Source organism: Azospirillum sp. UENF 211521 (assembly GCF_058780535.1).
On the sequence record NZ_JBSNCF010000001.1, the window covers coordinates 2,834,967 to 2,855,803 of the forward strand.

Sequence of the window (20,837 nt, forward strand, 5' to 3'; positions counted from 1 at the left end):
GCCCCTTACGCGGCGCGAATGCCGGCCAGGAAGCGCTCAACCTCGGACCGCAGGACCTCCGACTGGCGGGACAACTCGCCGGCGGCGCCCAGCACCTGGGTGGCGGCGGAGCCGGTCTGGGTGGCGCCGTCGCTAACTTCGGTGATGTTGGTGGTCACCAGATGGGTGCCCTGCGCGGCCTGCTGCACGTTGCGGGCGATCTCGCCGGTCGCCGACCCCTGCTCTTCGACCGCCGAGGCGATGATCGTGGCGATCTCGCTGATGGTGCCGATGGTGTCGCCGATCCCGTTGATGGCCGCCGCCGCCCCGCCGGTGGCCTCCTGCATGGAGGCGATCTGGGAGGCGATCTCCTCGGTCGCCTTGGCGGTCTGGTTGGCGAGGTTCTTCACTTCCGACGCCACGACGGCGAAGCCCTTGCCGGCCTCGCCGGCGCGGGCCGCCTCGATCGTCGCGTTCAGCGCCAGCAGGTTGGTCTGGCTGGCGATGTCGGTGATCAGCTTCACCACGTCGCCGATCCGCTGCGCCTGCGCGACGAGGCCCTGGACGCGCTCGTTGGTCTGCTGCGCCTCGCCCACCGCGTGGCTGGCGATGTTGGTCGAGCGCGTCACCTGACCGCTGATCTCATTGATCGACGCGCTCAGCTCGTTGGTCGCCGCGGCGACGGTCTGCACGTTGACCGACGCCTGCTCGGCCGCGGCCGCCGTGCTGGCCGCCTGCCCCTTGGTCTGGTCGGCGGTCGTCAGCATGCTCTGCGCCGTGGCCTCAAGCTCCGTGGCGGCGGAGGCGACGGTGCGCAGGATGCCGGAGACGTTGCGGTCGAAGGACTGGACCAGTTCCTCGACGGCGTGGGTGCGCCGCTCCTTGGCGAGGCGCTCCGCCTCCTCGGCGACCCGCATGCGCTCGCGGTCCACGGCGTTGTCCTTGAAGACCGCCACCGCCTTGGCCATGCCGCCGATCTCGTCGCCACGGCCGAGGCCCGGAACGGTCACCGAGGTATCGCCCGTTGCCAGCCGCTCCATGACGCCGGTGATTCCGGCGATCGGGCGGGAAATCCCGACGCGCGCGACCAGGACGCTCAACGCCAGCGCGCCGAGTCCGCCGCCGATGCCGACCACCATCATGAGCGTCGTCATCAGGCTGTTCACAGCGGTCAGCTCATCGTTGGCCTTGTCGATGCCCTGCATATTGCGTTCGGAGGCCTTCTCCATGAACTGGCCCAGCTTGCTGCGCAGCGCGCGGGCCTCGGGGGTGTCGCCGTGCTCGCGCGCCTTGTCCGGGCCGACCTCTATGCCGAGACGGGCAACCTCGTTGCGGTGCAGGACGAAGGCGCGGGCCGTCTGCTGCGTCTCGCCGAAAGCGGCCTTGCTTTCCGGAGGCAGCAGAGATTCGAGCTTGCCCACGAGCTTTTCCAGTTCGCTGGTGGCGCCGACAATGTTCTTGGCGTAGGGCGTCGCGTCCGCCGTCCCATCCGCGGCATAGATGCCGCGGCTGTCCATGACGACCTTGTAAATCAGGCTGTTGATCTGCTCGTTGATCAGGGCGCGCCGGGACCAGTTCTGAATCTGGTCGAACTTGTCGTCATACGCCTGCATTCCGAACGAGCCGACGCCACCAATGATAGCGGCCACCACACCCAGAATCGCGACAACGCTGTAGATTTTGCCGCTGATGCTGATGCGCGCAAGAACACCCTCCATTTTCCCTGACCCTCATCGACTGCATGCTGTGAACGGGAAGCTTCATGCTTCGTAGTGCAATCGTATGCGTTCAAGGCAGAACGATTCTCAGCAATGCTTTGCCCACGAATGTTGCCGAGAAGTCGCAGAAATGACGATCAATGTTTAAAACGAAGGAAAGCCCGACCCCGATTGTATCATATAGTAATACAATTTCGAGTAATGTTCAGATACTTAACTTTACGACTCGGATTTCTTGATCTATGAAAACCGCAAACTCGTTCCGTTTCCGAAGCAAATCAGTTCGAGTAATCAAACATTGGCGAGCTCTTCTCAGCCAGTGATTGATAATCCACCCCGTCCGGAATCATCAACGCACATCTTCCATTTCGGCGTACGCCGATGGATTGAAAACCCGCGGCTTTGGATTGGATTTTTGAAGGGACGCGGTTGTCGGGAGCTGCTTAGCGCACCAGCTCACGCATCGCTGCGTCCAGACCCTGCAATGTTAACGGGTACATGCGGCCGCCCAGAAGCCGCTGCAGCATGCGCGTGCTCTCCGTGTAGCCCCAGCGCGATTCCGGCGTGGGGTTGAGCCAGACGGCGCGGCTGTAAACGGACAGCATCCGCTGCAGCCAGACCTGCCCCGATTCCTCGTTCCAATGCTCGACGCTGCCGCCGGCATAGGCGATCTCGTAGGGGCTCATCGCCGCGTCGCCGACGAAGACCAGCTTGTAGTCGGCGGGATAGGTGTGCAGCACGTCCCAGGTCGGGGTGCGCTCGTCGTGGCGGCGCTTGTTGTCGCGCCACACGCTCTCGTAGACGCAGTTGTGGAAGTAGAAGTGCTCCAGATGCTTGAACTCGCCCCGCGCCGCCGAGAACAACTCCTCGACCAGCCGGATGTGGTCGTCCATCGAGCCCCCGATGTCGAGGAACAGCAGCACCTTCACCGTGTTGTGCCGCTCCGGCACCATCTTCAGGTCCAGCCAGCCGGCGTTGCTGGCGGTGGCGCGGATGGTGCCCGGCAGGTCGAGCTCGCTGGCCGCCCCGGTGCGGGCGAACTTGCGCAGGCGGCGCAGCGCCACCTTGATGTTGCGGGTGCCGATCTCGACCTGATCGTCCAGATTCTTGAACTCCCGCTTGTCCCACACCTTCACGGCGCGGCGGTGGCGGGATTCGTGCTGGCCGATGCGCACGCCCTCCGGGTTGTAGCCGTAGGCGCCGAAGGGCGAGGTGCCGGCGGTGCCGATCCATTTGGAGCCGCCCTGATGCCGCCCCTTCTGCTCGGCCAGCCGCTCGGCCAGCGTCTCCATCAGCTTTTCCCAGCCGCCCAGCGCCTGGATCTGCGCCTTCTCCTCCTCGGTCAGGAAGCGTTCGGCCAGCTTGCGCAGCCACTCCTCCGGCAGATCGACCACGGGAATTTCGTCGCCCCCGGCGCCCTCCGCCCCCTCCAGCCCCTTGAAGACCTGCCCGAACACGCGGTCGAAGCGGTCGAGATTGCGCTCGTCCTTCACCAGACAGGCCCGGCTGAGGTAATAGAAGTCTTCGACGCGGAAGTCGGCGACGCCGCGCTTCATGGCCTCCATGAGCGTCAGGTACTCGTTCAGCGAGACCGGCACGCCCGCCTTGCGCAGTTCGAAGAAGAAACCCGTGAACATGCCGCTTCCCCCCGTGGGGTTTCGTCCCCATCCGCCCTCATCGTAGCGCCGACCCGCCAGGAACGCCATGACAGCCCTTCTCGACTTCGCCCGCGCGCTGGAGTTCGCCGCGCACAAGCACATCGACCAGCGCCGCAAGGGCGTGCGCGCCGAGCCCTACCTCAACCATCTCTCGGAGGTGGCGTTCCTGTGCGCCGAGGCGACGGCGGGCAATGACCCGGTGGTGGTCATCGCCGCGCTTCTCCACGACACGCTGGAGGACACCGACGCCTCCTATGAGGAGATCGAGCAGCATTTCGGGGCGGAGGTCGCCGGCGTCGTCGCCGAGACCACCGACGACAAGCGCCTGCGCAAGGCGGAGCGCAAGCAGCGGCAGATCGACGCCGCTCCCACCGCCTCCGCCCGCGCCAAGCTGGTGAAGCTGGCCGACAAGGTGTCCAACCTGCGCTCCATGGCGCACAGTCCGCCCGCCGACTGGCCGCTGGAGCGCAAGGTCGAGTATTTCGAGTGGGCGCACGCGGTCGTCGCCGGCCTGCGCGGCACCGACGCCCGGCTGGAATCGCTGTTCGACCGCGCCTATGAGGACGGGCTGGCCGAGCTGCGCGGCGAGGCGGTCTGACCCATTTTGCCGCTGCGGCGGCTGATTTACCGCAGTGTGACTACATCACGGAAGGCTTATAAAAGAGGGGCTAGGTTGGCCGCCGCGTCAAAGCAAGGTCGCACGCCATGTCCCTCACCTCCCCCGCCGCCCAAACCCCCGCCGCCCGTGATGCCGACCAGCCACGCGAGCGCTGGTTCGTGCAACGCCCCAAGGTCTACGCCGCCGACGTCCATGGCCGTTTCCGCCGCCTGAAATGGCTGGCGCTGGCGGTCCTGCTCGGCATCTACTACGTCACGCCCTGGCTGCGCTGGGAGCGCGGGCCGGGCATTCCCGATCAGGCGGTGCTGGTCGACATGGTGGGCCGGCGCGCCTACTTCCTGTGGATCGAGATCTGGCCGCAGGAGGTCTATTACCTGACCGGCCTGCTCATCATCGGCGCCTTCGGCATCTTCTTCGCCACCACCCTGCTTGGCCGCATCTGGTGCGGCTACGCCTGCCCTCAGACGGTCTGGACCGACCTGTTCATGTGGGTGGAGCGCAAGCTGGAAGGCCCGCGCACCGAGCGCATCCGGCTGGACAAGGCGCCGATGTCGGCGCGCAAGCTGGGGCTGAAGGCGTCGAAGCACGTCATCTGGCTGGTGATTTCCCTGGTCACCGGCGGCGCCTGGATCTTCTACTTCAACGACGCCCCGACCCTGCTGCGCGAGATCGTGACCGGCGAGGTGTCGTGGAAGGTCCTGGCCTTCGCCGGGCTGTTCTCCGCCACCACCTATTTCTTCGCCGGCTGGGCGCGCGAGCAGATCTGCATCTATGTCTGCCCCTGGCGCAGCTTCCAGGCGGCGATGGTGGACGAGGACACCTACGTCGTCACCTACCAGGACTGGCGCGGCGAAGGGCGCGCGCCGCTGCGCAAGTCGCAGAGCTGGGAGGAGCGGACGGCGGAGGGGCTGGGCGACTGCGTCGATTGCAAGCTGTGCGTCCATGTCTGCCCGACCGGCACCGACATCCGCAAGGGCCAGCAGATTTCCTGCATCGGCTGCGGCCTGTGTGTGGACGCCTGCAACGACGTGATGACCCAGGTCGGGCGCCCCGGCGACCTGATCCTGTTCGACACCCGCTCCAACCAGGTCGCCAAGGCCGAAGGCCAGGCCGCCCCGGTGCGGCTGCTGCGCCCGCGCACGGTGATCTACGCCCTCATCATCCTGGTGGTGGCCGGCGCCATGGCGATCTCGCTGGCCATGCGCCCGACGCTGGACGTCAGCGTGCTGCGCGACCGCGCCCCGCTCTACGTGCAGCAGTCGAACGGCGACGTGCAGAACGCCTACACCATCAAGATCCTCAACAAGACCCACGAGGCGCGGACCTACCGCCTATCGGTGGAGGGTTTGGCAAAGGCCGACCTCTCGGTCGCCAGCGTCGATGCCCAGTCCGGAAGTTCGCTGACCCTGGGCGCGGAAGCGGACTCGGTGGCGACCTACCGCATCTTCGTCCGCGTCCCGCAGGGCGCCGCGGCGCCGGGCTCCACCGATGTGACGGTGCTGGCGCGCGACCTGACCAGCGGCGAGATCGGCCGGCACCGCAGCGTGTTCATGGCGCCCTGAAGAGTCCCTCTCCCGGGGCGGGAGAGGGACAGTCCGCATCCGTTCAGTGCATAGCGTGCCCGCCGGCCGCGGCGGCACCGGTGAGCAGCGTCGGGTCCAGCATGCCGAAGATCATGGCGATGTGGGCGACGATCAGGAACAGCCCGACCAGGGCCGCGTGGATCGCCATGCGGCCATGCTCGCCGCGGCCCCGGCCGATCAGCCCGAGGTCCAGCAGCGCGATGCCGCCGAGCGGGACGATGCCGGCGAGGTAGAAGCCCACCGCCAGCACGTCCGCCGGCCCGCGCCAACCGCCCGACGCGGTCAGCGGAACGACCGCGTTCTGCATCAGGTGGACGAAGACGCCCGTGAAATAGACGCCGACGGTGATGCCGGCCCAGCGGTTCAGCCGCCGCACCGGGCCGTCGTAGTCACGGGTGTAGAGCAGGTACAGTTCGCTGATCGCCACCGTCTCGGCCAGGATGACGGGGACCGCCATGAAAATCAGCAGGTTCCAGGGCTGGTTGACGGCCAGCAGTTCCATGTAGTGGGTCATGGTCATGGGGTGACTCGCGCGTGTTCGGCGGGCGCGCCGGTGCCTTGTAAAGCACAAGTCCTGGCACGGGTCGTGGCGCGTCCGCGGGTCGGGAAAAAGGCGACGGCAGAACGGGAGTCAGGCGCGCGGCGGGGGCAGCGGCGGCGCGTGGGCGGTGGCGGTGGGCTCGGCGTCCGCGCCGGGAAGCAGGGTCGCGAGGCGATGACCGAAGGGCACCCCGATGCGCGCCGGCAGGCCGGCCAGATCGCAGGCCCCGCTCAGGCAGAGACACCCGGCGGTGCCGTGCGCGTGGGGCCTTTCCGGAGCCGGGCTGTCCGTCGGGTGGTGGATGTCGCAGTCCGCGGCATCCTGCACCACGGTGGACTCGCAGTGCGGTGCCGGGAGGTCCGGCGCGCGCATGGGCACGGCACCGCCGAGAAGCCCGACGGCGAGAACCACAAGCGCGAGGAGGGACGCCAGACGAGTCACGGAAACAGCCGGCCTTTGCCTGCGTGGCCACCGCCCTTCCGACGGTGCGCCCGCAGGTCGATCCTTGTCCCGTGCCGGCCCACGGTCATTGATGCCGATCAAGCGGCGGCGAGCGTCCGCACCAGAGTGTCGGAATCCACGTTGCGACCGGACAGCACGGCGACGGTCCGCCCCTCCTTCGGCAGCTTCCCGGCCAGCAGCGCCGCCACGGCCGCCGCCCCGGCACCTTCCGCCACCATGCCGAAGGCGCCGTGCAGGGTGCGCATCGCCGCCGCGACTTCCCCCTCCTCCACCTCGACCAGGGCGTCCACGAAGCCGACCAGCAGCGCCTGCGGGAGCTTGCCCAGCGCGTCCACGGCGATGCCGTCCGCGAGGGTCGGCCCCCGCCGGCGCGCCAGCCGCACCCCGACCACGGCGACGGAGGGCTTGCGCGCCTTCACCGCCGCCGCCATCCCGGCCAGCAGACCGCCGCCGCCCACCGGCACCACCAGCGTGTCGAGGTCCGGGCGGTCGGCCAGCACCTCCAGCCCCACCGTCCCCTGCCCCGCAATCACGTCCGGGTCGTCGTAGGGATGCACGAAGGTCAGTCGCCGCTCCGCCGCCAATTGCAGCGCGCGGGCCTTCGCCTCGCCCACGTTGGCCCCGGACAGCACGACCTCGGCGCCCAGAGCCTCCGTCCGCTCCACCTTGCAGCGCGGCGCGGTGACCGGCATGACGATGGTCGCCGCCACCCCCAGCCGTTGCGCGTGCAGCGCCAGTCCGGCGGCGTGGTTTCCCGCCGACATCGCGACGACGCCCGCCGCGCGCTCCAGCGCCGTCAGACGCAGCAGGCGGTTCAGGGCACCGCGCTCCTTGAAGGCACCGGTCGCCTGGAAGGTCTCGGCCTTCAGCCAGACGTCACGCCCCAGCGCCGAGGCGTGCAGCAGCGGCGTGCGGACGATTCGCCCGCGCAGACGCTCGGCGGCGTCCTCGATGGCGGAGAAGGGAAGCCAGGGCGGCAGACGGTCTTTGGTTTGGCGGTCTTCGGTGTCGCGGCGACAGGAAACGGCAGGCAGACGGGTGGCGTGCGCGGACGGCATCGCGGGAGTCCTCGGGCGGAGGGAACGAACGGGGGGCGGAAAAGGAAGGCGCGAAACCCGGCCCGCGTCAGCGGACCGGGACGATAATTCGCGCGGAGCCCCGCATTCGCTCCGCCAGGGGGCGCAACGGACGCGTGAAGCAACGGATCATGGGATCGTGATGGACCGGATTAGGGGTTCCGGAAGACCCAGGGCGCACGGACACGCCACACTCCACACCAGATTGCGAAAACGAACGCTCGCGGTCCGGCGCCCTCTGTCAGAGCGCCGGGGCGGTAATTCGCATTCGGTTCAGGTGCGGGATCGACTGCATGGGTTCAGGCTGCCCCAGAAGCACGGACCGGGTCAAGCCCTTCCAACCGCCCTTCCCGCCTGATGGAAGCGATCAGGAAGCGCTGGGTTCTTTCCCAAAAGCGGTTTTTCAGCGCCGCATCGACAATTTTCACGTTTGCCAAAGCATGATTGCAACACCGATGATTTGCATATCCCGCAAAAAATCATCCGAGACGGGACGCCCAGGAGATTTGCGCACAAAAGCAATGTGGAGGCAGAGGATGAGCATTCTCTCGGTTCAGACGGCGCTTCAGGCCAAAGGGTTCGACCCCGGACCGTTGGACGGGGTTTGGGGACGAAAGACCATCGCTGCGGTCATCGCGTTCCAACAGGCGCACGAACTTATCCCCACTGGAGCGCTCGACGCCCATACGGAGCGCGCGCTCTTCATGGGCGCGTCCCCACCCGGAGTCGCCGACACGCTGGTCTGGATGGACGAAGCCAAGCGGCTGATGGGCACCAGGGAAGTGTCGGGTCACGGATCGAACGAGATAATTCTGCAATGGGCCGACGACCTCGACCTTCATTACCCGGACGATGACATTCCCTGGTGCGGCCTGTTCGTCGCGCATTGCATTGGCGCCACCCTTCCGTCGGAGGCACTCCCCAGCAACCCGCTCGGCGCCCGCAGCTGGCTCAAGGCTGGAAAGGCCTGCGCCCCGTCCTGGGGGGCGATCCTGGTGTTCTGGCGCGGCTCGATGGCCGGATGGGAGGGTCATGTGGGCTTCTGCGCCGGCATGGACGAGGACGCCTTTCACGTTCTCGGCGGAAACCAGTCGAACAGTGTCAGCATCGCCAGGATCGCCAGAGACCGCCTTCTGGACGCCCGCTGGCCGGTGACATCGCCCATCCCCCCCCAAGGCACGCTGGTGGCCTCCGCCCCGGCCGAGGCCGCGCTGTCGGAGAATGAGGTGTAACATTTGGAGGAGGGCGACAGGCCGGAACGTTGGCGGAACGGGATGATGCGGGCCGGAAAACCCGGTCCGCCGTCCTCAGCGCCCTTCCCGTTTGGCGAGAAAAGCCAGCCGTTCCAGCAGATGCACATCCTGCTCGTTCTTCAGAAGCGCGCCGCACAGCGGCGGGATCAGGCTGCGGGCGTCCTTGGCGCGCAGGGTCTCGGGGTCCACATCCTCGACCATCAGCAGCTTGATCCAGTCGAGAAGCTCCGACGTGGATGGCTTCTTCTTCAGCCCCGGAACCTCGCGCAGGCTGTAGAACAGCGACATCGCCTCGCGCAGCAGGTCCTGCTTCAGGCCGGGATAGTGGACATCGACGATCCGCTCCATGGTGTCGCGGTCGGGGAAGCGGATGTAATGGAAGAAGCAGCGGCGCAGGAAGGCGTCCGGCAGTTCCTTCTCGTTGTTCGACGTGATGATGACGAGGGGGCGCCGCGCCGCCTTGACCGTCTGCCGCGTCTCGTAGACGTGGAACTCCATGCGATCGAGTTCGAGCAGCAGGTCGTTGGGAAACTCGATGTCGGCTTTGTCGATCTCGTCGATCAGCAGCACGGGGGGCTCGGGCGCCTCGAACGCTTCCCACAGCTTGCCGCGCACGATGTAGTTGCCGATGTCGTGCACCCGCTCCTCGCCGAGCTGGCTGTCGCGCAGGCGGCTGACTGCGTCGTACTCGTAGAGGCCCTGCTGCGCCTTGGTGGTGGACTTGATGTGCCAGGCGAGCAGCGGCTTGTTCAGGGCGCGGGCGACTTCCTGGGCCAGCACGGTCTTGCCGGTCCCCGGCTCCCCCTTCACCAGCAGCGGGCGCTCAAGCGTGATGGCGGCGTTGACAGCCACCATCAGGTCGTCGGTGGCGACGTAGGAGTCGGTGCCGGTGAAGCGCATGCCAGTCGGTTCCACGGTATCGTTCGTTGACCCGCGCATCCTTCCAGCACGGCGGGCGTCATGCAAGACGGAACCGCCGCGGGCCACCCGGCGTTCCCCCGCGGAAGGAGAGCGCAATGGCGACCGATCCCAATTTCTGGCCCGATTATCTGGAACAGCACCGCAACCCGACGAACCGGGCGCTGCACGTCGCCGGCACGCTGTCGGCGGCCGCCCTGCTGGGGGTGGGGCTGGCCCGCCGTGACTGGCGGGCGCTCGTGGCGGCGCCGCTGGTCGGCTACGGCGCGGCGTGGCTGGGGCATTTCCTGGTGGAGCGCAATCGGCCCAAGACGCTGGACGCGCCGCTGGCCTCGCTGGCCGCGGACGTGCGCATGGCCGGGCTGGCCATGACCGGCCAGCTGGCGCGGGAATACCGGCGCTACGGCATTCCCGACCGCCCCGGCCTCGTTATTCGCCAGCGTCCCCCGAGCGCACCCGCGTTGGAGCCGGTGCGCTCGGACGATAGGCGCGGTTAGGAGGCGGCCTTCGCCGGTGCTGGTTAGGAGGCGGCCTTCGCCGCCACCGCCTTCTCGATGGCCTCGACGGCGGCGGGCGCCAGCGCGGCGTCCGGACCACCGGCCTGGGCCATGTCCGGACGGCCGCCGCCACCCTTCCCACCCAGAGCCTCCGCACCGACGCGCACCAGATCGACGGCGCTGATCTTGCCGGTCAGGTCGTCGGTGACGCCGACGACGATGGACGCCTTGCCTTCGTTCGAGGCGATCAGGACGACCACGCCGGAGCCGACCTGCTTCTTCAGCTCGTCGGCCATCGGCTTCAGGTCCTTGGCCGGCAGGCCCTCGACCACGCGGGCGGCGAACTTCACGCCCGCGACGTCCTTGGCCTCGCTGCCGCCCTCGGCCTTGGCGCCACCGCCCATGGCCACTTGGCGACGGAGTTCGGCCAGCTCGCGCTCCATCTTCTTGCGCTCGTCGACCAGAGCGGCGAGGCGCGAGGGGACGTCCTCCGGACGGACCTTCAGGACGGACGCGGCCTCGGTCAGCAGATGGTCGCGCTCCGACAGCCACGCCTTGGCGCCGGTGCCTGTCAGCGCCTCGATGCGGCGCACGCCGGCGGCGACGGCACCCTCGGCGACGATGGTGAACAGGCCGATGTCGCCGGTGCGGCGGACGTGGGTGCCGCCGCACAGCTCGATGGAGTAGTCGCGGTCCAGCTCGCCGTGCGGACCGCCCATGGAGACGACGCGCACCTCGTCGCCGTACTTCTCGCCGAACAGGGCCATGGCGCCCGACGCGCGAGCCTCGTCCGGGGACATCAGCCGGGTGACGACCTCGCTGTTGCCGAGGATGCGGCGGTTCACCTCGTCCTCGACCGCGGCGATGTCCGCCGGAGTCAGGCCGGTTGGCTGGCTGATGTCGAAGCGCAGGCGCTCCTGGGCGACCAGCGAGCCCTTCTGGGTGACATGCTCGCCCAGGCGGCGGCGCAGCGCCTCGTGCAGCAGGTGGGTGGCCGAGTGGTTGGCGCGGATGGCCGAGCGGCGCTCCGTATCGACGCGCAGTTCCACCACGTCGCCGACCTTCAGCGTGCCCTTGGTGACCGTGCCGACATGGGCCCAGACGGCGCCCAGCTTCTTCTGGGTGTCGGAGACGGCGACCTCGGTGCCCTCGGCGGAGAAGATCACGCCGGCGTCGCCGACCTGACCGCCCGACTCACCGTAGAAGGGCGTCTGGTTCACGATGACCAGCACCTCGTCCCCGGCGGCGGCCTGCTCGACGCGGGCGTCGCCCTTGACGATGGCGGTCACCTTGCCCTCGGCGACCTCGGTGTCGTAGCCGAAGAACTCCGTGGCGCCCAGCTCGTCCTTCAGCTCGTACCACAGCTTCTCGGTCGTCGCCTCGCCCGAGCCGGCCCAGGACTCGCGGGCCTTGCGGCGCTGCTCGTCCATGGCGGCCTTGAAGCCGCTTTCGTCGACCGGGCGGCCCTGGGTGCGCAGCACGTCCTGGGTCAGGTCGAGCGGGAAGCCGTAGGTGTCGTACAGCTTGAAGGCGACGTCGCCGGGCAGCGGCTGCCCCTCGCCCAGACGGCCGACCTCGTCCTCCAGCAGGCGCAGGCCGCGCTCCAGCGTCTGCTTGAAGCGGGTCTCCTCCAGCTTCAGCGTCTCGACGATCAGGGCGCGGGCGCGGTTCAGCTCCGGATAGGCGTCGCCCATCTGCTGGATCAGCGCCGGGACGAGGCGGTGCATCAGCGGTTCGCGGGCGCCGATCATGTGGGCATGACGCATGGCGCGGCGCATGATGCGGCGCAGCACATAACCGCGCCCCTCGTTCGACGGCAGCACGCCGTCTGCGATCAGGAAGCAGCAGGAGCGCAGATGGTCGGCGATGACGCGGTGCGAGACGGCGTGTGGGCCGTCCGGCGCGGTCTTCGTCGCCTCGGCGGACGCCACGATCAGCGCCCGCATCAGGTCGATGTCGTAGTTGTCGTGCTTGCCCTGAAGCACGGCGGCCAGACGCTCCAGCCCCATGCCGGTGTCGATGGACGGCTTGGGCAGGGCGATCAGGTCGTCGGGACCGCGCTGCTCATACTGCATGAACACGAGGTTCCAGATCTCGATGAAGCGGTCGCCGTCCTGGTCGGGCGAGCCCGGAGGACCGCCGGCGATGTGCGGACCGTGGTCGAAGAAGATCTCCGAGCACGGACCGCAGGGACCCGTATCGCCCATGCGCCAGAAATTGTCGTCGGTCGGGATGCGGATGATGCGGTCGTCCGACAGGCCGGCGACCTTGCGCCAGATGCCTGCCGCGTCCTCGTCGGAGCTGTGGACGGTGACCAGCAGCTTGTCCGCCGGCAGCCCGAACTCCTTCGTCACGAGGTTCCAGGCGAAGGCGATCGCGTCGTCCTTGAAATAGTCGCCGAACGAGAAGTTGCCCAGCATCTCGAAGAAGGTGTGGTGCCGCGCCGTGTAGCCGACGTTGTCCAGGTCGTTGTGCTTGCCGCCCGCGCGCACGCACTTCTGCGAGGTGGTCGCGCGCGAATAAGGCCGCTGCTCCGCCCCGGTGAAGACGTTCTTGAACTGCACCATGCCGGCGTTCGTGAACATCAGCGTCGGGTCGTTGCGCGGAACCAGCGGCGACGACTCCACGATCTGGTGGCCGTTCTTCGCGAAAAAGTCCAGGAACGTGCGGCGGATGTCGTTGGCGGTCTTCATAAGCTGTCCAGGCTCCGGCTACGGTCGGCTACAATCGGCGGCGCGGCCTTGTTCGCGGCCGAACCGTGCTTTTAACGTGACTTGCGGTGGCTGTCCACAGAGTGCCCGCGACGGGCACCCGCGCGGCGACAGGCCGCGTGGACGGAGCGCCACACATTTGCATGATCGTCAGCGCGGACGGGCGGTGGATGACCACCGCCCCGCCGCTCATAAGGAGATGAGAGGATGCGGAAAATCCTCGAACTCCTGATCCTGCTGTTGCGGGCGCTCAAGCTGCTGCTTGAGATCCTGAACCGCTAGGACCGGGCCGGCGGACGGGTGCTGGAACACCCGTCCGCCCAGCCTGAATGTAAGGTCTTTCCAGCCGCCCGGCAAGACGGCGAAAAGCCCCTCCCCGGCGGACCGGAGAGGGGCTTTCACACAGAGAAACCGGCTTGCCGCCCGGGATCACTCCGGCGTGGCGGCCTCGCCGTCGGCCTCCGGGGTGCCCATCATGGCGTCGGCGACGAGGCCGGCGTTGCCGCGGATCTTCGCCTCGATGGCATCGGCCGTGGCCGGGTTGTTGCGCAGGTAGTTCTTGGCGTTCTCGCGGCCCTGGCCGATGCGGGTGCCGTCGTAGCTGAACCACGCGCCCGACTTCTCCACCACGCCGGCCTGGATGCCGAGGTCGAGAAGCTCGCCCACCTTCGACACGCCCTCGCCGTACATGATGTCGAACTCGACCACGCGGAACGGCGGGGCCATCTTGTTCTTCACCACCTTGACGCGGGTCTGGTTGCCCACCACCGTCTCGCGGTCCTTGATCGCGCCGATGCGGCGGATGTCCAGACGGACGGAGGCGTAGAACTTCAGCGCGTTGCCGCCCGTCGTCGTCTCCGGGTTGCCGAACATCACGCCGATCTTCAGGCGGATCTGGTTGATGAAGATCACCAGGCAGTTCGACTTGGCGATGGAGCCGGTCAGCTTGCGCAGCGCCTGGCTCATCAGGCGGGCGTGCAGGCCGACGTGGCTGTCGCCCATCTCGCCTTCCAGCTCGGCGCGCGGCACCAGGGCCGCCACCGAGTCGACCACCAGCACATCGACGGCGCCGGAGCGCACCAGCGTGTCGGCGATCTCCAGCGCCTGCTCACCGGCGTCGGGCTGGGAGATCAGCAGCTCATCCACATTCACGCCCAGCTTGCGGGCGTAGGACGGGTCCAGGGCGTGCTCCGCGTCCACAAAGGCGCAGGTGCCGCCGCCCTTCTGGGCCTGGGCGATGGCGTGCAGAGCCAGCGTCGTCTTGCCCGAGCTTTCCGGCCCGTAAATCTCGATGATGCGGCCGCGCGGCAGGCCGCCGATGCCCAGCGCGATGTCGAGGCCGAGAGAGCCGGTGGAAACGACCTCCGTCTCGACCGTGTTCTCGCGGGCGCCGAGCTTCATGATCGAGCCCTTGCCAAAGGCGCGCTCGATCTGCGCCAGAGCGGCATCCAGGGCCTTCTGCTTATCCATGGAATCCTTCTCGACCAAACGAAGCTGTGCGGACGACATGCCCGTCTCCCCTTGTTAGATCACATCCGCGGCCGCAGGGCCAACGATCTCACCAACGGTCATTCGGTGAGAAGGAATGTACCAGCTTTGTTCCCCCACGCAAAGCCCTAAGTTCCGCGAATGTTCTCATCGCAAGTTAGGAACGATCCGTCGCCATGCAACGGAATTCCAACTGCGGCGTTCAACAGGAGATGCCCCTCCAACGACACTTCGAAAAGCCACGCATGACGACCGTCCACTCCACGCTCGACCGCATGATCGACCGCCTCACCACCCAGCGCGTCGCGCTCGGCTGGGCCGCCGGCTGGGTCGCGGGAACACCCGGTCTGGTGATGGAGATCGGTCTGGGGAAGGGCCGCACCTACGACCATCTGCGCAGCCTGTTCCCGCCGCGCGACATCCTGGTCTTCGACATGTGGGCGCGCGTTCCCGCGTCCCTGCGCCCGGACGAGGACCGGCTGTTCCTCGGCGATTTCCGGGACACGCTGCCCGCCGTGGCGGAGCGCTTCCGCGGCGGCGTGCGGCTGGCCCACGCCGACATCGGCAGCGCGCGGGAGGACGAGGAGGACGGCATCCGCCGCTGGATCGGCGACCTGATCGAGCCGTTCCTGGCACCGGGCGCGCTCGTCTTGTCGGACCGCCCGATCGGCGCCGGTCGTCGCGGGTGGGAGGCTCTCGCCGTGCCGGGAACGGACCGCTGGGCCTATCACGGCTGGCGGGTCGGGTAAGGCGCCGCCCTATTCCACCCACCGCGTCACTTCCCGTCCCGGATGACCTCCTTCACCTTGGAGGCGAGCTGCTTGAGCGAGAAGGGCTTGGGCAGGAAGTGGGCGACCTCGACCCCGTCGATCTCGCCCAGCCGGTCCTCGGCGTAGCCGGAGATGAAGATCACCCGCATGTCGGGCCGCATCTGCCGGACATGGCGGGCCAGGGTCGGGCCGTCCATCTGCGGCATCACCACGTCGGTGATCAGCAGGTCGATGCGGTTGCCGTCCGTGCCGATCTGCTGCAGCGCCGCCTCGCCGTTCTTGGCCTCCAGCACCTGATAGCCCTTGTTGCGCAGCGCGCGGGCTGAGAAGACGCGCACGGCGTCCTCGTCCTCGACCAGCATGATGGTGCCGGAGCCGGTCAGGTCGCTGCCGCGCCGCTCGCGCGGCTCGCCCTGGTCGGGACGGGCCTCGCCCTTGTGGCGGGGCAGCAGGATGGTGAAGGTCGTTCCCTCCCCCTTTTCCGATTCGACCAGCACGAATCCGCCGGTCTGGCGGACGATGCCGTAAACGGTGGACAGTCCCAGCCCGGTGCCCGACCCGACGCCCTTGGTGGTGAAAAAGGGCTCGAAGATGCGCTGGAGATTCTCCTTGGGGATGCCGCAGCCGGTGTCGATCACCTCGATGGACACATAGTCGCCGGCCGGAATGGTCTCGTGCTCGCGGCGCTGCGCCTGCTCCACCACATGGTTGGAGGTGACGATGGTCAACCGCCCACCCCCGGCCATGGCGTCGCGCGCGTTGACCACGAGGTTGATGATGACCTGCTCCAGCTGGTTCTGGTCGACCTTCACATAGCCGATGTCCCGGCCGTGGAGCATCTTCAGCTCGATGTTCTCGCCGATCAGCCGGCGCATCAGGTTGCCAAGCTCGGCCAGGACATCGGTCACGCTGAGAATGCGCGGCTGCAGCGTCTGCTGGCGCGAGAAGGCCAGAAGCTGGCGCACGAGGTTGGCGGCGCGGTTGGCGTTCTGCTTGATCTGCATGATGTCGCTGAAGGACTGGTCGCCCGGCTTGTGACGCAGCAGCAGCAGATCGCAGAAGCCGATCATCGCGGTCAGCAGGTTGTTGAAGTCGTGGGCGACGCCGCCGGCCAGCTGGCCGACCGCCTGCATCTTCTGCGACTGGGCGAACTGGGCCTCCAGCCCCTTGCGCTCGGTCATGTCGATGAAATGCAGGATCAACCCCGCCGCCCCTTCCGGCCCCACCCCGCCAAGCCGCCGCGCGTAGAGCTGGGCCACCAGCTCGCGCCCGCCGGTCAGCCGCACCTCCAGCGGGGCGGCGGGGTCGGCGCCGCCCTGCACGGCGGTCAGCCGCTCGGTCACCATGGCGCGCTCGGCCGGGACGATCAGGTCGGCCATGGCCCGGCCGAGGATGTTGCCGGCCTCGCTGCCGATCAGCGCCAGGAAGGCCTGGTTGCACTCGGCCAGCCGCCCGCCCTCGTCCACCAGCGCGATGCCGATGGGCGCGTCCTCGAAGAAGCGCTGGAAGCGCTGCTCGGACAGCCGCAGGGCCTCCTGCCACTCGCGCTCCGGCGTCAGGTCGCGCACGACGGAGCGGGTGTGCGAAATCCGCCCGTCCTCCCCCCTCACCACGCTCTGGGCGACATAGGCCTGAAAGCGACGGCCCTGGAGCCCGTCCATGGCAATCTCGCCACGCTGCTCCAGCCCGCCACCCTCCAGGAAGTCGTAGGGAGCGGAAACGGCGGGCGGATGGGCCAGAACGTCGTGAAGGCGGCGTCCGCCCTCGACCAGATCCTCCGGCGAGCAGCCCAGCCACTTCGCCAGGGTCGCGTTGACGAACTGGAAGTGCCCGTCCTGGTCCACCGAGAAGAAGCCGATCGGCGCGTGGTCCATGAAGTCGACGAGCTGGGTCTGCTCGCGCCGCGTCACCTGCTCCAGCTCGCGCCGCGCGGTGATGTCCTCGACGCGCCACATCACCGCCCCGGCGTGCCCGTCGATGGGCTGGCCCTGGATGCGGCGCCATTCGGCGGCGCGCCCCTGCTGGCGGACCGCCAGCTCGATGGAGCCGGAATAGCCGCCCTTGACCCGTTCGCACAGGCGGCGGAAGGCGTCGGCGCTGTCCGGATCGTCGGCGAACTGGCGTTCGAGCGCGCACAACGGCGGCTCCCCCTCGCTCCACCCGGTCAGGGACCGGAAGGTGCTGTTGACGAAGACCACATGCCCGGCCCCGTCGCAGACGAGCTGGCCGGAGGGAAGCCCCTCCAGCGCGCTGCCCAGCAGGGAGCCGACGCGGGCCACCCGCCGCCGCGCGCGGACCATGCGGAGCGCCAGCGCCAGCGCCCCCGCCCCCGCGGTGGTCAGGCCGACCCAGGCCAGCGGGTCGCGGTCCAGAAGCACCCCGGCCCCCGCCGCGACCAGCCCGGCCAGAAGAAGGACCGCCAGAACCCCGGTGGCGACGGCGCCGCCGGGCCGTTCCCCCACCCCAGCACCACCATCGCTGCGATGGCCCGCGGGAGCGCTGTCGGCAAAGGAAGAGGTCGTGTCGTCCACCGGAACTCCAGGTCAGCCGTTCGCCGCAAGGAAAGGTCCGGGAACGGTCCTCAGTTCCGCACCGCGCGTCCTTTCAGCTTGAAGACATAGGTAATGACTTCCGCCACGGCGCGATAGTGCTCGGACGGAACCTCCTCGTCGATATCGCATGCGGCATAGAGCGCACGGGCGAGGGGCGGATTCTCCATCACCGGCACGCCGTTCTCCTCGGCGATCTCGCGGATCTTGAAGGCGACGGCGTCGGCGCCCTTCGCCACCACCATCGGAGCGCCCATGGTGGTGGAGTCGTATTTCAGCGCGACGGCGAAGTGGGTCGGGTTGGTCACCACCACGTCGGCGCTGGGCACCGCCGCCATCATGCGCTTGCGCGCCCGCTCGAAACGCAGCTGGCGGATGCGGCCCTTGACGTGCGGGTCGCCTTCGGCCTGCTTGTGCTCGTCCTTCACCTCCTGCTTGGTCATGCGCATCTTCTTGTCGAAGCTGTGGCGCTGCCAGAACAGGTCGGCCCCGGCGATCAGGGTCAGGATGGCCAGAACGCCGGCCAGCAGCCGGAAGGTCAGTCCGTCCATCTCACGCAGCAGCATCATCATGTCGATGCCGATGAAATGGCCGATGGTGAGCATCATCGGCTGGAGCGCGATGTAGGCGACGACGCCGACCACCGCGACCTTGGCCAGGCTCTTCAGCAGGTCAACGCCCTTCTGGGCGCTGAACAGGTTGGCGATGCCGGAGATCGGGTTCAGCTTGCTGAATTTCGGCGCGATCAACTCCCAGGAGACGTTGAAGCCCTTCTGCCCGATGGTGCCGATCACCCCGGCGAACAGAAGAAACAGGATGGGCAGCCACAGCGCCCACAGGATGTCCTTCATCACCCGCATCAGGACCGCGCCGACCCCGCCCTGGTCCATGGGGATCTGGTCCAGGTTCTCGAAGAAGAAGTTCAGGCGGGGCACCATGCCCTTCAGCGTTCCGGGCAGGATCGTGATCAGGATCACCAGCGCCGCGGCGATCATCAGCCAATTGCCGATTTCCTGCGTCATCGCGTACTGGCCCTGCTTGTGGGCCTCTTCAAGCTTCTTTTGCGTAGGGTCTTCTGTTTTGGATGATTCATCCGCGTCTTCGGACACCGGTTCTCTCCCCGCTCAGCCCGGTCTCAGGAAATCGACGAAGGCGGCCTCGAAGTGGGTCAGCCAGAACATCATCATCGCCGCCAGCGTCAGGGCGAACATGAACAGCCCCAGCGCGACCTGGAGCGAGGTGAACAGGAAGAACACCTGGATCTGCGGCGCCAGCTTGTTCAGCAGCCCCAGCGCCAGCGCGAACAGCATGCCCGAAATCAGGAACGGCGCCGCCATCTGCACGCCCAGCACGAAGGACTTGCCGACCAGCTGCCCGACCACGTTCGCCATGTCGTCGATGGGGATCGCCGCCCCCGGCGCGAAGGTCGAATAGCTGTCCACCACCGCCATGATCAGCAGATGGTGCAGGTTGGTGATGAAGATCAGCAGCAGCCCCAGCCACCCCAGGAGGGCGCCGGGCAGCGACCCCTGCGACGCCATGGCCGGGTTGAACATCTGGGCGTTCGACAGGCCGGACTGCAGCGCGATGATCGTCCCGGCCACCTCCAGGGCGCCCATCAGCAGGCGCGCGACGGTGCCCATGAAGATGCCGACGGTCACCTCCCCGGCGATCAGGACGAACAGGCGAAAGATGTTGTCGGGCATCGGCGGCATGCGGTCGCCCAGCACCGGCGCCACCAGAACGCTGACCGCGACGGAAAAGAGAAGGCGCGTGCGGGCGGAGACGAAGGCGTCGCCGATGGTCGGCATGATGCTGAAGGCCGTCCCGACGCGCGCGAACACCAGCAACCAGAGGAAGATCTGGTCGCCCAGAAACTGCTGGAGCAGGTTCATCCGCCGCCGCCGGGCAGGTTTCCGGCGTTGGGGACGCTGTTGGCGCCGGTGCCGATGGCGACGATGCGGTCGGCGACCTCATGCTCGAAGAAGGAGCGCAGTTCACCCAGCATGAAGGGCATCAGCAGGATCGACAGGCCGAAGACCAGCAGGACCTTTGGCACCATGGCCAGAGTCTGCTCGCTGATCTGGGTGACCGCCTGGAACACCGAGATCACCGTGCCGACGACCATCATGGCGACCAGCACCGGCGCCACCACGAACACCAGCGTGACGATGGAGGTCCGGCAGATCTCGATGACGTCGGTTTCGCTCATGATGCTTCGCTCAGGGCACGTGTGCTCAGGGTCCGTCGGCCGCCGTCAGATCGGCATGCGCAGGATTTCCTGATAGGCCGTCAGCACCTTGTCGCGCACGGCGGTGACGGTCTGCAGCGTCACCTCGGCGTTGGTGACGGCCTGGACCACGTCGGTCAGGTCGGCCTGCCCGACGGCGGCCTTGGCGGTCATCGTCTCGCCCTGCTTCAGGTCGCCGATGACCTCCTTGGCGGTCTGCTCCAGCACGTCGCCGAAGCTGACGCCGTTGCGCGGGGCCATGCCCGGCCCGGTCGTGGAGGCGGCGGTGTTCGCGTAGGCCGCGGCGGCGTTGATCGGGTTGACCATGGGACGGGCGTCCTTCCTTCAAAAAAGCGTCGCGGCGTCAGGCGCGGAGGATGTCGATGGTGCGGGTCAGCATCTGGCGGGCGCTGTCCACCGCCGACAGGTTGGCCTCGTAAGAGCGCTGCGCCTCGCGCATGTCCATCGCCTCGACCACCGAGTTGACGTTGGGCAGCAGCACGTAGCCGTCGGCGTCCGCGGACGGATGCGAGGGGTCGTAGCGCCGCTCGAAGTCCTTCTTGTCGACGTCGATCTTGGCGACGCGGACGAGATCGACCCCCATCTGGCGGTCCAGGGCGTTCTGGAACATCACGACCTTGCGCCGGTAGGGCAGATCGCCCGGCGTTTCCGCCGTCGTGTTGGCGTTGGCCAGATTTTCCGCGATGGTCTTCAGGCGCGTGCCCTGCGCCTTCATGCCGGACGCGGACACCGCCATCGACGTGTAGAGATCCATGTTCCGCCTC

At 67.8% G+C, this 20,837-nt stretch carries 19 protein-coding genes; 5 read left to right on the forward strand and 14 right to left on the reverse strand.

Annotated features, from left to right (window positions below):
- Positions 1–5: 5 nt before the first annotated feature.
- Together ACWPN5_RS13300 and ACWPN5_RS13305 are read right to left on the reverse strand one after the other, a co-directional pair.
- Entirely contained in the window at positions 6–1,697 is a 1,692-nt protein-coding gene (locus ACWPN5_RS13300; protein WP_492295781.1) for a methyl-accepting chemotaxis protein, read from the reverse strand.
- Positions 1,698–2,140: 443 nt separating this feature from the next.
- Positions 2,141–3,334, reverse strand: coding sequence for a vWA domain-containing protein (locus ACWPN5_RS13305; protein ID WP_145688677.1), 1,194 nt, complete (start codon positions 3,332–3,334; stop codon positions 2,141–2,143).
- 67 nt (positions 3,335–3,401) lie between these two features.
- On the opposite strand from ACWPN5_RS13305, the gene ACWPN5_RS13310 reads away from it, so the two are divergent.
- On the forward strand, positions 3,402–3,953 hold the full coding sequence (locus ACWPN5_RS13310) for an HD domain-containing protein (protein ID WP_145688675.1): 552 nt from the start codon (positions 3,402–3,404) through the stop codon (positions 3,951–3,953).
- A 107-nt stretch (positions 3,954–4,060) separates the two neighbouring features.
- The gene (gene ccoG, locus ACWPN5_RS13315) at positions 4,061–5,536 is read left to right on the forward strand and encodes a cytochrome c oxidase accessory protein CcoG (RefSeq protein WP_492295784.1); all 1,476 of its coding nucleotides are present in this window, start codon (positions 4,061–4,063) and stop codon (positions 5,534–5,536) included.
- Between the two features lie 43 nt (positions 5,537–5,579).
- Here the strand turns inward: ccoG and ACWPN5_RS13320 are convergent, their stop codons facing one another.
- The 3 genes from ACWPN5_RS13320 to ACWPN5_RS13330 form a co-directional block, all read right to left on the reverse strand.
- Positions 5,580–6,077, reverse strand: coding sequence for a DUF6803 family protein (locus tag ACWPN5_RS13320; RefSeq protein ID WP_145688671.1), 498 nt, complete (start codon positions 6,075–6,077; stop codon positions 5,580–5,582).
- Between the two features lie 111 nt (positions 6,078–6,188).
- Entirely contained in the window at positions 6,189–6,539 is a 351-nt protein-coding gene (locus ACWPN5_RS13325; protein WP_200479211.1) for a hypothetical protein, read from the reverse strand.
- 98 nt (positions 6,540–6,637) lie between these two features.
- Entirely contained in the window at positions 6,638–7,618 is a 981-nt protein-coding gene (locus ACWPN5_RS13330) for a threonine ammonia-lyase (RefSeq protein WP_200479212.1), read from the reverse strand.
- 554 nt (positions 7,619–8,172) lie between these two features.
- On the opposite strand from ACWPN5_RS13330, the gene ACWPN5_RS13335 reads away from it, so the two are divergent.
- On the forward strand, positions 8,173–8,868 hold the full coding sequence (locus ACWPN5_RS13335) for an NlpC/P60 family protein (RefSeq protein WP_145688665.1): 696 nt from the start codon (positions 8,173–8,175) through the stop codon (positions 8,866–8,868).
- Between the two features lie 75 nt (positions 8,869–8,943).
- Here ACWPN5_RS13335 and ACWPN5_RS13340 read toward each other — a convergent pair whose 3' ends face one another.
- Positions 8,944–9,789 (reverse strand): AAA family ATPase, encoded by an 846-nt coding sequence (locus ACWPN5_RS13340; RefSeq protein WP_014240958.1) that lies wholly within the window; start codon positions 9,787–9,789, stop codon positions 8,944–8,946.
- A 116-nt stretch (positions 9,790–9,905) separates the two neighbouring features.
- Between ACWPN5_RS13340 and ACWPN5_RS13345 the strand changes: the two genes are divergently transcribed.
- Positions 9,906–10,304 (forward strand): Mpo1-like protein, encoded by a 399-nt coding sequence (locus tag ACWPN5_RS13345; RefSeq protein WP_145688663.1) that lies wholly within the window; start codon positions 9,906–9,908, stop codon positions 10,302–10,304.
- A gap of 23 nt (positions 10,305–10,327) precedes the next feature.
- Here ACWPN5_RS13345 and alaS read toward each other — a convergent pair whose 3' ends face one another.
- Both alaS and recA read right to left on the reverse strand, forming a co-directional pair.
- Positions 10,328–12,997 (reverse strand): alanine--tRNA ligase, encoded by a 2,670-nt coding sequence (gene alaS, locus ACWPN5_RS13350; RefSeq protein WP_145688661.1) that lies wholly within the window; start codon positions 12,995–12,997, stop codon positions 10,328–10,330.
- 447 nt (positions 12,998–13,444) lie between these two features.
- Positions 13,445–14,524: a recombinase RecA gene (gene recA / locus ACWPN5_RS13355; protein WP_014240962.1), complete on the reverse strand. Its 1,080-nt coding sequence runs from the start codon at positions 14,522–14,524 to the stop codon at positions 13,445–13,447.
- A 224-nt stretch (positions 14,525–14,748) separates the two neighbouring features.
- On the opposite strand from recA, the gene ACWPN5_RS13360 reads away from it, so the two are divergent.
- Complete coding sequence (locus ACWPN5_RS13360) at positions 14,749–15,252, forward strand: class I SAM-dependent methyltransferase (protein ID WP_492295788.1); 504 nt, start codon at positions 14,749–14,751, stop codon at positions 15,250–15,252.
- A 26-nt stretch (positions 15,253–15,278) separates the two neighbouring features.
- Here ACWPN5_RS13360 and ACWPN5_RS13365 read toward each other — a convergent pair whose 3' ends face one another.
- The 6 genes from ACWPN5_RS13365 to flgC are packed head-to-tail and all read right to left on the reverse strand — an operon-like array spanning position 15,279 to position 20,827.
- A complete protein-coding gene (locus ACWPN5_RS13365; RefSeq protein WP_492295790.1) occupies positions 15,279–17,804 on the reverse strand; it encodes a PAS domain S-box protein in 2,526 nt (841 codons plus the stop codon).
- Between the two features lie 50 nt (positions 17,805–17,854).
- Positions 17,855–18,931: a flagellar biosynthesis protein FlhB gene (flhB, locus tag ACWPN5_RS13370; protein WP_145688649.1), complete on the reverse strand. Its 1,077-nt coding sequence runs from the start codon at positions 18,929–18,931 to the stop codon at positions 17,855–17,857.
- Between the two features lie 15 nt (positions 18,932–18,946).
- Positions 18,947–19,717 (reverse strand): flagellar biosynthetic protein FliR, encoded by a 771-nt coding sequence (fliR, locus tag ACWPN5_RS13375; protein WP_145688641.1) that lies wholly within the window; start codon positions 19,715–19,717, stop codon positions 18,947–18,949.
- Positions 19,714–20,034 carry a flagellar biosynthetic protein FliQ gene (locus tag ACWPN5_RS13380; RefSeq protein ID WP_109070594.1) on the reverse strand — a complete coding sequence of 107 codons (321 nt, stop codon included), beginning with the start codon at positions 20,032–20,034 and terminating at the stop codon, positions 19,714–19,716. The genes fliR and ACWPN5_RS13380 overlap by 4 nt, the downstream gene beginning before the upstream one ends.
- A 45-nt stretch (positions 20,035–20,079) precedes the next feature.
- On the reverse strand, positions 20,080–20,379 hold the full coding sequence (gene fliE / locus ACWPN5_RS13385; protein ID WP_145678409.1) for a flagellar hook-basal body complex protein FliE: 300 nt from the start codon (positions 20,377–20,379) through the stop codon (positions 20,080–20,082).
- Positions 20,380–20,416: 37 nt separating this feature from the next.
- On the reverse strand, positions 20,417–20,827 hold the full coding sequence (gene flgC, locus ACWPN5_RS13390; RefSeq protein ID WP_094302992.1) for a flagellar basal body rod protein FlgC: 411 nt from the start codon (positions 20,825–20,827) through the stop codon (positions 20,417–20,419).
- Positions 20,828–20,837 lie beyond the last annotated feature (10 nt).

Coding starts and splice junctions, on each gene's coding strand:
- flgC (WP_094302992.1), bottom strand. CDS start 20,827: ATGGATCTCTACACGTCGATGGCGGTGTCCGCGTCCGGCATGAAGGCG.
- ACWPN5_RS13300 (WP_492295781.1), bottom strand. CDS start 1,697: ATGGAGGGTGTTCTTGCGCGCATCAGCATCAGCGGCAAAATCTACAGC.
- fliR (WP_145688641.1), bottom strand. CDS start 19,717: ATGAACCTGCTCCAGCAGTTTCTGGGCGACCAGATCTTCCTCTGGTTG.
- ACWPN5_RS13345 (WP_145688663.1), top strand. CDS start 9,906: ATGGCGACCGATCCCAATTTCTGGCCCGATTATCTGGAACAGCACCGC.
- ACWPN5_RS13360 (WP_492295788.1), top strand. CDS start 14,749: ATGACGACCGTCCACTCCACGCTCGACCGCATGATCGACCGCCTCACC.
- ccoG (WP_492295784.1), top strand. CDS start 4,061: ATGTCCCTCACCTCCCCCGCCGCCCAAACCCCCGCCGCCCGTGATGCC.
- ACWPN5_RS13330 (WP_200479212.1), bottom strand. CDS start 7,618: ATGCCGTCCGCGCACGCCACCCGTCTGCCTGCCGTTTCCTGTCGCCGC.
- ACWPN5_RS13305 (WP_145688677.1), bottom strand. CDS start 3,334: ATGTTCACGGGTTTCTTCTTCGAACTGCGCAAGGCGGGCGTGCCGGTC.
- recA (WP_014240962.1), bottom strand. CDS start 14,524: ATGTCGTCCGCACAGCTTCGTTTGGTCGAGAAGGATTCCATGGATAAG.
- ACWPN5_RS13335 (WP_145688665.1), top strand. CDS start 8,173: ATGAGCATTCTCTCGGTTCAGACGGCGCTTCAGGCCAAAGGGTTCGAC.
- fliE (WP_145678409.1), bottom strand. CDS start 20,379: ATGGTCAACCCGATCAACGCCGCCGCGGCCTACGCGAACACCGCCGCC.
- alaS (WP_145688661.1), bottom strand. CDS start 12,997: ATGAAGACCGCCAACGACATCCGCCGCACGTTCCTGGACTTTTTCGCG.
- ACWPN5_RS13310 (WP_145688675.1), top strand. CDS start 3,402: ATGACAGCCCTTCTCGACTTCGCCCGCGCGCTGGAGTTCGCCGCGCAC.
- ACWPN5_RS13340 (WP_014240958.1), bottom strand. CDS start 9,789: ATGCGCTTCACCGGCACCGACTCCTACGTCGCCACCGACGACCTGATG.
- ACWPN5_RS13320 (WP_145688671.1), bottom strand. CDS start 6,077: ATGACCATGACCCACTACATGGAACTGCTGGCCGTCAACCAGCCCTGG.
- ACWPN5_RS13380 (WP_109070594.1), bottom strand. CDS start 20,034: ATGAGCGAAACCGACGTCATCGAGATCTGCCGGACCTCCATCGTCACG.